The 12,860-nt window shown below is 53.3% G+C and carries 12 protein-coding genes; 5 read left to right on the plus strand and 7 right to left on the minus strand.

Annotated elements, in window-relative coordinates:
• Positions 1 to 17 precede the first annotated feature (17 nt).
• From ynjD to xthA, 7 genes are all read right to left on the minus strand, one after another.
• On the minus strand, positions 18 to 671 hold the full coding sequence (gene ynjD / locus AABJ99_RS11000) for an ATP-binding cassette domain-containing protein (protein ID WP_039020747.1): 654 nt from the start codon (positions 669 to 671) through the stop codon (positions 18 to 20).
• On the minus strand, positions 671 to 2,206 hold the full coding sequence (gene ynjC, locus AABJ99_RS11005) for an ABC transporter permease subunit (protein WP_039020748.1): 1,536 nt from the start codon (positions 2,204 to 2,206) through the stop codon (positions 671 to 673). The genes ynjD and ynjC overlap by 1 nt, the downstream gene beginning before the upstream one ends.
• Complete coding sequence (gene ynjB, locus AABJ99_RS11010) at positions 2,179 to 3,345, minus strand: ABC transporter substrate-binding protein (RefSeq protein WP_039020749.1); 1,167 nt, start codon at positions 3,343 to 3,345, stop codon at positions 2,179 to 2,181. The genes ynjC and ynjB overlap by 28 nt, the downstream gene beginning before the upstream one ends.
• A 9-nt stretch (positions 3,346 to 3,354) precedes the next feature.
• On the minus strand, positions 3,355 to 3,903 hold the full coding sequence (ynjA, locus tag AABJ99_RS11015) for a carboxymuconolactone decarboxylase family protein (protein ID WP_000524080.1): 549 nt from the start codon (positions 3,901 to 3,903) through the stop codon (positions 3,355 to 3,357).
• Positions 3,903 to 4,607 (minus strand): TVP38/TMEM64 family protein, encoded by a 705-nt coding sequence (gene ydjZ / locus AABJ99_RS11020; protein WP_039020750.1) that lies wholly within the window; start codon positions 4,605 to 4,607, stop codon positions 3,903 to 3,905. The genes ynjA and ydjZ overlap by 1 nt, the downstream gene beginning before the upstream one ends.
• A gap of 3 nt (positions 4,608 to 4,610) precedes the next feature.
• A complete protein-coding gene (locus tag AABJ99_RS11025) occupies positions 4,611 to 5,315 on the minus strand; it encodes a TVP38/TMEM64 family protein (protein WP_000642617.1) in 705 nt (234 codons plus the stop codon).
• A gap of 156 nt (positions 5,316 to 5,471) precedes the next feature.
• Positions 5,472 to 6,278 carry an exodeoxyribonuclease III gene (xthA, locus tag AABJ99_RS11030; protein WP_000673911.1) on the minus strand — a complete coding sequence of 269 codons (807 nt, stop codon included), beginning with the start codon at positions 6,276 to 6,278 and terminating at the stop codon, positions 5,472 to 5,474.
• 445 nt (positions 6,279 to 6,723) lie between these two features.
• Between xthA and astC the strand changes: the two genes are divergently transcribed.
• Genes astC through astE form a run of 5 tightly spaced genes read left to right on the plus strand, consistent with a single transcriptional unit; the run spans position 6,724 to position 12,751 of the window.
• Positions 6,724 to 7,944: a succinylornithine/acetylornithine transaminase gene (astC, locus tag AABJ99_RS11035; protein WP_338387557.1), complete on the plus strand. Its 1,221-nt coding sequence runs from the start codon at positions 6,724 to 6,726 to the stop codon at positions 7,942 to 7,944.
• A complete protein-coding gene (gene astA, locus AABJ99_RS11040; RefSeq protein ID WP_000989430.1) occupies positions 7,941 to 8,975 on the plus strand; it encodes an arginine N-succinyltransferase in 1,035 nt (344 codons plus the stop codon). Before astC ends, astA begins: the two co-directional genes overlap by 4 nt.
• The gene (gene astD / locus AABJ99_RS11045; RefSeq protein WP_039020751.1) at positions 8,972 to 10,450 is read left to right on the plus strand and encodes a succinylglutamate-semialdehyde dehydrogenase; all 1,479 of its coding nucleotides are present in this window, start codon (positions 8,972 to 8,974) and stop codon (positions 10,448 to 10,450) included. Before astA ends, astD begins: the two co-directional genes overlap by 4 nt.
• On the plus strand, positions 10,447 to 11,790 hold the full coding sequence (gene astB, locus AABJ99_RS11050) for an N-succinylarginine dihydrolase (RefSeq protein WP_039020752.1): 1,344 nt from the start codon (positions 10,447 to 10,449) through the stop codon (positions 11,788 to 11,790). The genes astD and astB overlap by 4 nt, the downstream gene beginning before the upstream one ends.
• Positions 11,783 to 12,751: a succinylglutamate desuccinylase gene (gene astE, locus AABJ99_RS11055; RefSeq protein ID WP_039020753.1), complete on the plus strand. Its 969-nt coding sequence runs from the start codon at positions 11,783 to 11,785 to the stop codon at positions 12,749 to 12,751. Before astB ends, astE begins: the two co-directional genes overlap by 8 nt.
• The last annotated feature ends 109 nt before the right edge of the window (positions 12,752 to 12,860 follow it).

A 12,860-nucleotide genomic window follows, 5' to 3' on the forward strand; every position in this document is an offset into this window, starting at 1 on the left:
TTGGGAAAAACTTTGCGTTATCGCAGTTTGTTGTAATTTTCTGACCACTGCGCCATATCCAGAACAGAACTATCAGCAGGAACATCCTGGAGATCGTGCGTTACCTGAACGACGGGGATCGCCAGTTCGCGAACTTCTCTGAACACCCACTGGCGAAAATTATCGCGCAGAGCCACATCAAGACGGCTGAACGGCTCATCCAGTAGCAACGCTTTTGGCTGGGCGAGAAGGGCGCGTAGCAGAGCAACGCGCGCTCGCTGACCGCCAGACAAAGTGGCAGGATCCTGATGGAAAGCTCCGTCAAGGCCTGAACGCTCAAGTGCATCATTCACGGCATTACGTCGGGCATTCCCCTTAAGTGTCTCCGGTAGCGCCAGCAGTAAATTTTGCCCGACGCTGAACTGGTCAAATAACAGTGCATCCTGGAAAAGAATGCCAATCTGACGCTGTGCGGTGGGTAGCATGTCAATCCGTTGCTCATTGAGCCATAGCTCACCTGCACAAGAAAACTGTCCGGCCAGCGCACCAATCATCCATGAAAACAGTGTAGATTTTCCACAGCCAGACGGCCCCATTAACGTGACAATGTCACCTTTATCCACCGTAAAGTTAACGTTTGTCAGCAAGCGGCTTTCTGGTAAACGTAGCGAAACATTTTTCACGCAGAGCATTAGCGGAGTCCTTGTCTGACATAACCTACCCATTTTGCGACTAACGCGGTCAGGGCAAAAATAATAAGCGGCAACAGTAGTTGCCATAAAGCCTGGGCGGCGAGAATGCCGTTGCTGCCGCCGCTGCTTAATGCCACCGCTTCAGTGGTGAGCGTCGGAAAACGCCCCGCGCCCAGCCACAGAGTCGGCATATACTGCGCAATACTGACTGAAAATCCTACCGCGAAGGCAATCAGCGCAGGGCGCAACATGAGTGGGCATTTCACGTAAAAGAAGATTTTGGCCCGCGACCAGCCCAGTGTTTGCGCAATCAAAATTAACCGTGAATCAATGCGCTGCCAGGCGGGTTGCAGGATAAACAGCATCCACGGCATTACCCACAGCAGATGCCCCCAGACCACCGCTGTCCAGCTCCCATCTATGTTCAGCCATAGCGCCAGCATGTACTGGCCCGCCACGAGCGGCAGAGCGGGTAATAAAATGGGCAACCAGAGCCACAACTGGCGACGCTTTGCCCCCCATTCCAGCCACAGCAGTAACAGGACCAAAGCGATAAACGTCGCCACCAGCCCCATTGTCAGGCTGTTGATGAGCGCTTCACTATTGATCGTCGACTGATCCGCGAGGATCGCCAGCAGAACCACACACAGCACACCGGTTAAGGGTAAAAAACTCGCCAGTGTATTGCCGGGTAATAAAGGCGTGGCGGGCTTACGAACGCCATCTACGCGGGGAATGGTGCACTGCCAGGCGCGCCAAAGTAAATAGCCCAGCAAAACGTAGACGGCGAGTAACAGCATCAGCAGCAGGCTGGCGAGTGCGCCTTTCATCTGTTGATCGGCGTCGCCTTGGGTTAACCACTGCCAGCTAATTACCGCCAGCGTCGGTGGATTACCCGGCCCGAGAATAATTGCCACATCCACGACCGACAACGACCATGCCACAATAGCCAGCATCGCCATTGCCAGTGCAGGCGCGACGGAGGGCAACAACAACCAGTTCAGACATTGCCAGCGGCTGTAGCCCAGCGAATCCAGTACAATAACCTGCTGCAACAGCCGTTTCTCGCTCAATACTGCCGCTAAGATCCACAGCAGAAATGCGCTTTCTTTCACCGCCAGGGTAAGACCCAGCCCAATACCCAATTTATCCATCGGCGGAGTGAGAAAAGGAAAAATCTGATAAACCAGGCCACCTTCAGCAAACAGCAGCAGAGCACTCGCGGCAAAAGCCACGTGTGGGATGGCGAGCAGCCACGGCAGACGGGCGCACATACGCGGCCATTTCGGCCCCGGCCACAGCGCGACTATCACCAGCAGGGCAATAAACAAAGCGCCGACCGCCGCGATGGTTGTCGATACCAGCGTCGCCAGTAAGGCCTGCGGTAACTGCGGATCGGCAAATAACGCCTGCCAGTGTGCCAACGACAAAGCAGGCGATATCAGCGTGAACGCCGCCGGGATCAGCGGTGCATAAATCACCACCACCATCGCCCACAGCAACAAGATTAATGCGTACCGTAACGGCGTAGCCATTCTTGTTCCAGCGCATTTACCCAGCCAGCATGCGGTTCCGCCAGTACCGGCGGCAGATCCTGCGGCATTCTTGATTGCAATGTTTCACGCTGCCCGTCAGGCAGTTTTTGTGGATCGAGAACCGATGGATCGCCCCAGACAGCAGGATCTGCCTTACGCAGCTGTGCATCAGGTGAGAGCAGGAAATTGGCAACCACCTTCGCCGCAGCACTGGCATTCGCGTTGACCGGAACGGTGACAAAATGCACGTTGCCAATCATCCCCTCGTTAAAACCAAAACTGTAACTGCTTGCCGGCAAATCGCCACTGGCGATTTTTTGCTGGGCATGTGCAGGATTAAAGGTCAGCGACAGGCGCAATGTGCCAGTTTTCAGCAGAGCATCCATCCGCGCGGGCGAAGGTGGGAAATCCTTTCCTTCGCGCCATAGATACGGATGCAGCGCATCAAGATATTGCCACAAGGGCGCAGTGATACGGGCGAAAGTCGCATCGTTCGGCGCTTCTTTTAATGCTGCGGGATCTGGCGTCAGCATAATCAGTAACTGTTCAAGAAATGCGGTGCCAGTAAAGTCTGGCGGGCGCGGATAGGTAACCGTGCCAGGATTGGCTTTAGCGAATTCCAGTAAGGCTTGCGGTGTTTGTGGTGGCAGTGGCGTAACATCGCGGCGGGCGATAAACGTCAGTTGTGCGCCGCCCCAGGGCGATTCAGCCCCTTCTGTAGGCACTGAAAAATCTTCCCGCACCGGCAGCTGTGTGTCGACATAGCGCCAGTTTGGCAGAGTCTCAGCCCAGCCGGTTTGCAGTAAATTGGCCTCTTTTAAGGTGCGGAAGTTTTCGCCGTTCACCCAGAGCAGATCCACCGAACCGCCTGTCTCGCGCCCGGCTGCGGCTTCGGTCTGAATGCGCTTCACCGCGTCTGCGGCATCCGCCAGGCGGACAATCTTCAGGTTTATATCATAATGGGTTTTCATCTCGCCGCTAACCCAGTCGAGATAGCGGTTAATTGCGGTATCGCCGCCCCAGGCGTTAAACCAGACGGTTTGCCCTTTGGCCTCATTTTTAACTTCCTGCCAGTCACTGGCATGTGTTGCCAGAGAAAACAGCGATAACAATCCCAGCAACCACCCACAATGGCGCATCATCTCTCCTTAAGAACGTTTTTCAGGAATACGGCACAGCCCCTGAGCGGGAATGTCCATGGCAGAATTAAAACGGGCTGACAGGTTTTGCAGGCCGATCAATGCCGTCAGTTCGGTGAGCGCCTGGGCGTCAAAATGCGCAGCCAGTCGGGTACGCAGGGCATCATCGACCGTTGGCGGCGTTACGCTGGCGGCTTCGGCGTACTCCAGCGCCAGCCGTTCTTCATCGCTAAAGAGCGGGCTTTGCCGCCAGTCAGCCACTGCCAGCAGTTTATCGGTGCTGCCAGTGCGCTCGGCGACTTTCATACTGGTGATATCCACGCAAAACTCACACAGGCACATTTGCGCAATGCGCGCGCTGACAAGCGATCGCACTACCGGATCGAGCGGTGAGCGTTTACGCTCCAGCCAACCGACAAACATCGACACCAGATAAAAGATAAACGGGATCCGCCCCCACCAGCGAATGGGGCTTAGCACCTCGCCGTAATGGCGACGATGCAGCCACGCCTGCGGACGTAAAATGAAAGGAATTTTGCTAAGCGGCGGTAAACCCATCAGGCATTCCTCTTCTGGCGTTCAAGCCATATTTTTTTCGCCATAAAAATCACCACGGTCAGGGCAAACAGAATAAACAGTCCGGTGACAAACCAGAAGGTACCGCCCGTTAACATACTGCCCGCCCAGGAATAAACAATAGTCGCCGGTAACTGACCAAGCCCGGTGGCGATAAAAAACGAGCGAAAATGTATTGACGTCAAACCTGCAGCATAGCTGATTGGATCGAAAGGGACAAAAGGCAATAACCGGCATACCAGGATAGTGTGTTTGCCGTAGCGAGTGAAAAAGCCGTCCATACTGTCAAGCACGGTTTTACCGGTTAATTTTTCCACCACTTCGCGGCCCATCACTCTGGCGATAAAAAAGCATAGCGCCGCGCCTGCCATCGAACTGGTCCACGACAGCAAGCCACCCCAGAACGCACCGAACAGCGAGGCATTGGCAAAGGTAATTAAAAACGCAGGCAGCGGTGCAGCAATGGCCTGTAAGATCATTAAAAAGAATGAGACCAGTGCAGCCTGCGTGCCGTAAGACGCAATAAAGCGTTCAATGCCTTGTTGATCCACGGCGGCAAAGGCTACAAGGCTGCTGTTAATAAACTCACGGACGCCGGGAATCAGCGCCCATGCGAGCAGCGCAACAATTAACAAGATGATAATGACGCCACGCCAGAGCCACATTTTACGGTTTTTATCTCTCATCTTTCATCTTTGTTGTTCGGTTAAAGAGGTTTTATCAGAAGTGGTCAGTGCCACTTGTTTATAACGGGCGTAGCATTTAGCAAGCTGAATAAGAATAAACAGTATTAGCCCTGCCAGACAAAGTTTGAAAATAAATGATAATGTTATGCCTTCAGTAACAAGGTCGCTGGCCATAAAAGTATAAATAAAGATCCCCGGCAGAGTCGTGAATGCCGAAATAAAGGTATATGGCCAAAAGGCAATGGCGGTTAATCCGTAGGCGTAATTTTGAATATTGTAAGGAAATAGCGGAATTAAGCGGGTAAGAATAAGAAAATCGATACCGTTACGTGCAATTCCTTTCTCTATAGACTGAAAGACGGTGGTATCCCCAACATATTTCAGCACCAGTTCTCGCCCCATCCAGCGAGCAATCAAAAAGGAAACCGACGAAGCGAGCGTTGCTGCAACTAACGAAAGCAGAGTCCCCAAGAATGGACCAAAAATAATGCCACTGCCAATGACCAGGACACTACCGGGCAGCAGCAGAAGAGTGGCAATAACAAATAACAGAATATAAAGGCTGTAACCGAAAATACCACTCTGGCGAATAAGTGCCTGCAAGTGAGGAAGATCGCTAATGAAATTGAATATGCCTGAAGCATAAACAAGATAAATTGCCAGAGCAAAAGTCAGGCTACCAACAACGAACTTACACTCAGCTTTCATCGTGGAGATTTCCTATATCAAGCCTTGATAATAGAGAAGTGAAAAACGCGATGACGGTATAACAAACCTAAGCTGGTCACAAATCCTTACTGCCAGTTTCTTGATTATCCTCAAGAATCGGCCTCCTGACCTGGAGGATGTCAGGAGGCTGCGTCATTAGCGGCGGAAAGTCGCCCAGACAGGCGCGTGATCGGACGGTTTTTCCATGCTGCGGATTTCATAGTCGATGCCGGTTTCTACGCAACAGTCTGCCAGCGGTTGGCTGGCGAGCAGCAGGTCGATACGCAGACCACGGTTATCGTCAAAACCTTTTGAGCGGTAATCAAACCATGAGAAACGATCTGCTGTTTCCGGATTCGCATGGCGGAAGGTATCCACCAGCCCCCAACTTATCAGCCTGTCCATCCATTCACGTTCTTCAGGCAGGAAAGAACATTTACCAGTACGCAGCCAGCGTTTGCGGTTCTCTTCGCCAATGCCGATATCCAGGTCGGTGGGGCTGATATTCATATCGCCCATAATCAGCACCGGATTTTCGCGCTTAAGTTCGGTTTCGAGATAGTTTTGCAGGTTCTGATAAAACTGCGCTTTCGCCGGGAATTTAATCGGATGGTCGCGACTTTCGCCCTGTGGGAAGTAACCGTTGATCACGGTGACATTACCCAGCGGCGAGGGGATTTCCGCCATAATAATTCGCCGTTGTGCCTCTTCGCCGTCGTCAGGGAAGCCGCGACGCACAGCAATCGGCGTCTCTTTGGTCAACAATGCCACGCCGTAATGGCCTTTCTGCCCGTGATAAAACACGTTGTAGCCGAGCTTTGCCACCTCTTCGAGCGGAAACATATCGTCATGAACTTTTGTCTCCTGCAGGCCAATCACATCCGGCTGGTGCTTTTCGACAATGGCTTCAAGCTGGTGAGGTCTGGCGCGCAGGCCGTTGATATTAAAAGAGACAAATTTCATAGTCGCTGCCATTTATTCAGATAAAGAGTGCGTGGATGGTAGCAGAATTTCGCTTTGCTTACCGCCTGTTGTTAAGTGATTTGATCGATGGTTGTTAATGATGTCAACGATGGCGCAAAAATTGCCCGCTTTTGGTGCGCGCTGCGTCAGAATGGCGCAGTAATTTCCAGTAAATTTCGTCAATGATCACAATTCCAGAATTATATTTTACTTTTGCATAATATTGCGTTTTTTATTCTTTCTATTCACCATCATCGCAAACATATTCACTTTTTATGCACTTTAAATGCATAGCGTACAGTTATAACTCCTTGATTATCAGTTAATCGCCCCCTTTTATGCACTTTTATCACTGGCTGGCACGAACCCTGCAATCTACATTTACAGCGCAAACATTACTTATTATTAACATATAAATAACGAATCATTTACTGTAGAGGTCGCTATGTCTCAGCCAATTACGCGTGAAAACTTTGATGAATGGATGATACCTGTTTACGCTCCGGCACCATTTATTCCGGTACGTGGCGAAGGTTCGCGCTTGTGGGATCAGCAGGGGAAAGAGTATATCGACTTCGCGGGTGGCATTGCGGTGAACGCACTGGGCCATGCGCACCCGGAACTGCGCGAGGCGCTGAACGAACAGGCGAGTAAGTTCTGGCATACCGGTAATGGTTACACCAACGAGCCGGTACTGCGACTGGCGAAAAAATTGATCGACGCCACTTTTGCCGATCGCGTGTTCTTCTGTAACTCTGGTGCGGAAGCCAATGAAGCGGCGCTCAAACTGGCACGTAAATTCGCTCACGACCGCTTCGGCAGCCATAAGAGCGGCATCGTGGCGTTTAAAAATGCGTTCCACGGGCGCACGCTGTTTACCGTCAGCGCGGGCGGGCAGCCAGCCTATTCACAGGATTTTGCGCCACTGCCGCCGGATATTCGTCATGCTGCATATAACGATATTAACTCTGCCAGTGCGCTGATTGACGACTCCACCTGTGCGGTGATTGTCGAACCCATCCAGGGAGAAGGTGGTGTGGTGCCTGCCAGCAACGCATTTTTACAGGAGCTTCGCGAACTGTGTGACCGCCACAACGCATTGCTGATTTTTGATGAAGTACAAACGGGCGTCGGGCGTACCGGGGAACTGTATGCCTATATGCACTACGGCGTGACGCCCGATCTGTTAACTACCGCAAAAGCACTGGGCGGCGGTTTCCCCGTTGGCGCTCTGTTGGCAACCGAAGAATGCGCCAGCGTGATGACCGTGGGCACTCATGGCACCACTTATGGCGGTAATCTGCTGGCCTCGGCGGTGGCAGGCAAAGTGCTGGATCTCATCAACACGCCAGAGATGCTTATTGGCGTTAAACAGCGTCACGACTGGTTTGTTGAGCGTCTTAATACCATTAATCACCGCTATGGTTTGTTCAGTGAAGTTCGCGGCTTAGGTCTTTTAATTGGCTGTGTACTGAATGCTGATTACGCCGGGCAAGCGAAACAAATTTCTCAGGAAGCGGCGAAAGCAGGCGTGATGGTACTGATTGCGGGTGGCAACGTGGTGCGTTTTGCACCAGCGCTCAATGTCAGCGAAGAAGAGGTGACGACCGGACTGGATCGCTTTGCAGCTGCTTGCGAACACTTTGTTAGCCGAGGTTCATCATGATGGTCATCCGTCCCGTTGAGCGCTCAGATGTCTCGGCGCTGATGCAGCTTGCCAGCAAAACGGGCGGCGGCCTGACGTCGCTTCCCGCCAATGAAGCCACGCTTTCGGCGCGTATCGAAAGGGCAATCAAAACCTGGCAAGGCGAACTGCCCAAAAGTGAGCAGGGCTATGTGTTTGTACTGGAGGATAGTGAGACAGGCACTGTGGCGGGAATTTGCGCTATAGAGGTAGCGGTTGGTCTGAATGATCCCTGGTATAACTATCGCGTCGGCACGCTGGTTCACGCCTCAAAAGAGCTAAATGTCTATAACGCGTTACCGACGCTGTTTCTCAGTAACGATCACACCGGCAGCAGCGAGTTGTGCACGCTATTTCTCGATCCGGAGTGGCGCAAAGAGGGCAACGGCTATTTGCTGTCGAAATCGCGCTTTATGTTTATGGCGGCTTTTCGCGACAAGTTTAATGACAAAGTGGTCGCCGAAATGCGCGGGGTGATAGACGAACACGGCTATTCACCGTTCTGGCAAAGCCTCGGTAAACGCTTCTTTTCGATGGATTTTAGCCGCGCCGATTTTCTCTGCGGCACCGGGCAAAAGGCGTTTATTGCAGAACTGATGCCGAAACATCCGATCTATACCCACTTTTTATCCCAGGAAGCGCAGGACGTCATCGGTCAGGTACATCCGCAGACCGCGCCTGCCCGCGCGGTGCTGGAGAAAGAAGGTTTTCGCTACCGTAACTATATCGACATTTTTGACGGCGGACCGACGCTTGAGTGTGACATCGACCGCGTGCGCGCCATTCGCAAAAGTCGGCTGGTGGAAGTGGCAGAAGGTCAGCCTGCGCAGGGCGAATTCCCGGCCTGCCTGGTCGCCAATGAAAATTATCACCATTTCCGCGTGGTGCTGGTGCGTACCGATCCAGCGACCGAGCGTTTGATTTTAACCGCCGCACAACTGGATGCCCTCAAATGCCACGCAGGGGATCGCGTTCGTCTGGTGCGCCTGTGCGCAGAGGAGAAAACAGCATGACTTTATGGATCAACGGTGACTGGGTGACCGGCCAGGGTGCATTGCGTGTGAAGCGTAATCCGGTATCGGGCGAGGTGTTATGGCAGGGCAATGATGCCGATGCCGCTCAGGTCGGGCAGGCTTGTCGGGCAGCCCGTGCGGCGTTTCCGCGCTGGGCGCGTCTTTCATTTGCTGATCGTCAGGCAGTTGTCGAACGCTTTGCCGGATTGCTGGAAAGCAATAAAGCCGAATTAACCGCGATTATTGCCAGAGAAACCGGTAAGCCGCGATGGGAAGCGGCAACCGAAGTGACGGCGATGATCAATAAAATCGCGATATCAATTAAGGCGTATCACGTTCGTACCGGCGAGCAGCGTAGTGAAATGCCGGACGGCGCGGCGAGCCTGCGACATCGCCCGCACGGCGTGCTGGCGGTGTTTGGGCCGTATAATTTCCCTGGTCATTTGCCGAACGGACATATCGTTCCGGCATTGCTGGCAGGTAACACCATTATCTTTAAACCCAGCGAACTGACACCGTGGAGTGGCGAAGCGGTAATGCGTTTATGGCAGCAGGCTGGCTTGCCGCCGGGCGTGCTGAACCTGGTGCAGGGCGGGCGTGAAACGGGTCAGGCGCTGAGTGCGCTGGAGGATCTCGACGGCTTGCTGTTTACCGGTAGCGCCAATACTGGCTACCAGTTGCATCGTCAGCTTTCCGGTCAGCCGGAGAAAATTCTCGCCCTCGAAATGGGCGGCAATAACCCGCTAATAATCGATGACGTGGCGGATATCGACGCGGCTGTCCATCTGACCATTCAGTCGGCGTTTGTCACAGCCGGGCAACGCTGCACCTGCGCCCGCCGTTTATTGTTGAAAAGTGGAGCGCAGGGCGATGCATTTCTTGCTCGCCTGGTTGCCGTCAGCCAGCGATTAACGCCGGGCAACTGGGACGATGAACCGCAACCGTTTATTGGCGGGCTGATATCAGAGCAGGCCGCACAGCAGGTGGTTACTGCCTGGCAAGAACTGGAAGCGATGGGCGGACGAACCCTGCTTGCGCCACGTTTACTGCGTGCAGGAACATCATTGCTTACGCCGGGGATCGTTGAAATGACGGGTGTTGCTGGCGTGCCGGATGAAGAAGTGTTCGGGCCGCTATTGCGCGTCTGGCGTTATGACACTTTCGATGAAGCAATTCGAATGGCGAATAACACCCGCTTTGGCCTCTCTTGTGGGCTGGTTTCACCGAAACGGGAAAAGTTCGAGCAACTGTTACTGGAAGCGCGGGCAGGGATTGTTAACTGGAACAAACCGCTTACCGGAGCCGCCAGTACCGCACCCTTCGGCGGCGTTGGCGCTTCCGGCAACCATCGCCCCAGCGCCTGGTATGCCGCCGATTACTGCGCCTGGCCGATGGCAAGCCTGGAGTCAGACTCGTTAACGTTGCCCGCCACGCTTAACCCAGGTCTGGATTTTTCCGAGGAGGTGGAGCGATGAACGCCTGGGAAGTCAATTTCGACGGACTGGTGGGGCTGACGCATCATTACGCGGGCCTGTCGTTTGGTAATGAAGCCTCTACCCGTCATCGTTTTCAGGTCTCTAACCCGCGACTGGCGGCGAAACAGGGCTTACTGAAAATGAAAGCCCTTGCCGATTTGGGATTTCCCCAGGCGGTTATCCCACCGCACGAGCGCCCGTTTATTCCGGTTTTACGTCAGTTGGGATTCAGTGGTAGCGATGAGCAGGTACTGGAAAAGGTTGCACGTCAGGCACCGCATTGGCTTTCCAGCGTCAGTTCCGCATCTCCAATGTGGGTAGCCAATGCGGCAACGGTCGCGCCATCCGCCGATACGCTGGATGGCAAAGTGCATCTCACCGTTGCCAACCTGAACAATAAATTTCACCGCTCGCTGGAAGCGTCTGTGACCGAATCGCTGTTAAAAGCGATTTTCAACGAGGAGAAAAAATTCGCTATCCATTCGGCGTTGCCACAGGTGGCCTTGCTCGGTGACGAGGGGGCGGCAAACCACAATCGTCTGGGCGGCCATTATGGTGAACCGGGTATTCAGCTTTTTGTCTACGGGCGAGAAGAGGGCAATGTTTCCCGACCTTCCCGCTATCCGGCGCGGCAGACCCGCGAAGCCAGCGAAGCGGTGGCAAGGCTGAATCAGGTGAATCCCCAACAGGTGATTTTCGCCCAGCAAAACCCGGACGTTATCGACCAGGGCGTTTTTCATAATGATGTGATTGCCGTAAGTAACCGTCAGGTGCTGTTTTGCCATCAGCAGGCGTTCGCTCGCCAGGCGCAATTACTGGCAAATCTGCGTGCGCGGGTAAACGGTTTTATGGCGATAGAAGTTCCGGCGGCACAGGTTTCCGTGTCGGATGCGGTGTCTACGTATCTGTTTAACAGCCAGTTACTGAGTCGCGATGATGGTTCCATGATGTTGGTGCTGCCTCAGGAGTGTCAGGAACACGCAGGAGTATGGCGTTATCTCAATGAACTCCTTGCCGCTGACAACCCGATTAGCGAACTAAAAGTTTTTGATTTACGTGAAAGTATGGCAAACGGCGGCGGCCCGGCGTGCCTGCGGTTGCGCGTGGTGTTGACAGAAGAAGAACGCCGGGCGGTGAATCCGGCAGTGATGATGAACGATACGCTGTTTAATGCGCTCAATGACTGGGTGGAGCGTTACTACCGCGATCGTCTTACTGCGGCGGATCTGGCTGATCCGCAATTGCTGCGCGAAGGGCGGGAAGCACTGGATGTATTGAGCCAATTACTGAATCTCGGTTCGGTTTATCCGTTCCAGCGCGAGGGAGGGGGCAATGGATAATTTTCTTGCTCTGACCTTAACGGGTAAAAAACCGGTTATCACCGAGCGAGAAATCAACGGCGTTCGCTGGCGCTGGTTGGGCGATGGCGTGCTGGAACTGACGCCATTAACGCCACCGCAAGGTGCGCTGGTGATTTCAGCGGGAATACACGGTAATGAGACGGCACCTGTGGAGATGCTGGACGCGTTGCTTGGCGCGATATCTCATGGCGAGATCCCGTTACGTTGGCGGCTGCTGGTGATCCTCGGGAATCCTCCTGCGCTGAAGCAAGGGAAACGTTATTGCCATAGCGATATGAACCGAATGTTTGGCGGACGTTGGCAGCTATTTGCTGAAAGCGGGGAAACTAGCCGAGCGCGCGAACTGGAACAGTGCCTGGAAGATTTTTATGACCAGGGCAAAGAATCTGTGCGCTGGCACCTTGATCTACATACCGCAATTCGTGGCTCCTTGCATCCGCAGTTCGGTGTATTACCGCAACGCGACATTCCCTGGGACGAGAAATTTCTGACGTGGCTGGGGACGGCGGGGCTGGAGGCACTGGTGTTCCATCAGGCGCCTGGTGGTACATTTACCCATTTCAGCGCCAGACATTTTGGCGCGCTGGCCTGTACGCTGGAACTTGGCAAAGCGTTACCCTTTGGGCAAAACGATCTTCGCCAGTTTGCAGTCACTGCCAGCGCAATTGCTGCGCTGCTATCTGGTGAGAGTGTCGGTATCGTGAGAACGCCGCCACTACGTTATCGGGTGGTTTCGCAAATTACTCGCCACTCGCCGTCCTTCGAAATGCATATGGCAAGTGACACGCTGAATTTTATGCCGTTTAAGAAAGGAACGTTGCTGGCGCAGGACGGTGAGGAACGTTTTACCGTAACCCATGATGTAGAGTATGTGTTATTCCCTAATCCGTTGGTAGCGTTGGGATTACGCGCGGGATTAATGCTCGAAAAAATAAGCTAATACTTACCCGCAGAAATCATTCTGCGGGTATTAAGTTACTTTCTTATAAATTAATACAGATTAATCCTGGTTATTTGCTTTATTTATCACCAGTCATCCGGTATAGTTC

The sequence above is a fragment of the Escherichia coli genome, from assembly GCF_036503815.1.
GTDB classification, from domain to species: Bacteria; Pseudomonadota; Gammaproteobacteria; order Enterobacterales; family Enterobacteriaceae; genus Escherichia; species Escherichia coli_F.

Bases quoted from the DNA above. Each gene is read 5' to 3' on its own strand.
- ynjD (WP_039020747.1), bottom strand. From the start codon at position 671: ATGCTCTGCGTGAAAAATGTTTCGCTACGTTTACCAGAAAGCCGCTTG.
- ynjC (WP_039020748.1), bottom strand. From the start codon at position 2,206: ATGGCTACGCCGTTACGGTACGCATTAATCTTGTTGCTGTGGGCGATG.
- ynjB (WP_039020749.1), bottom strand. From the start codon at position 3,345: ATGCGCCATTGTGGGTGGTTGCTGGGATTGTTATCGCTGTTTTCTCTG.
- ynjA (WP_000524080.1), bottom strand. From the start codon at position 3,903: ATGGGTTTACCGCCGCTTAGCAAAATTCCTTTCATTTTACGTCCGCAG.
- ydjZ (WP_039020750.1), bottom strand. From the start codon at position 4,607: ATGAGAGATAAAAACCGTAAAATGTGGCTCTGGCGTGGCGTCATTATC.
- AABJ99_RS11025 (WP_000642617.1), bottom strand. From the start codon at position 5,315: ATGAAAGCTGAGTGTAAGTTCGTTGTTGGTAGCCTGACTTTTGCTCTG.
- xthA (WP_000673911.1), bottom strand. From the start codon at position 6,278: ATGAAATTTGTCTCTTTTAATATCAACGGCCTGCGCGCCAGACCTCAC.
- astC (WP_338387557.1), top strand. From the start codon at position 6,724: ATGTCTCAGCCAATTACGCGTGAAAACTTTGATGAATGGATGATACCT.
- astA (WP_000989430.1), top strand. From the start codon at position 7,941: ATGATGGTCATCCGTCCCGTTGAGCGCTCAGATGTCTCGGCGCTGATG.
- astD (WP_039020751.1), top strand. From the start codon at position 8,972: ATGACTTTATGGATCAACGGTGACTGGGTGACCGGCCAGGGTGCATTG.
- astB (WP_039020752.1), top strand. From the start codon at position 10,447: ATGAACGCCTGGGAAGTCAATTTCGACGGACTGGTGGGGCTGACGCAT.
- astE (WP_039020753.1), top strand. From the start codon at position 11,783: ATGGATAATTTTCTTGCTCTGACCTTAACGGGTAAAAAACCGGTTATC.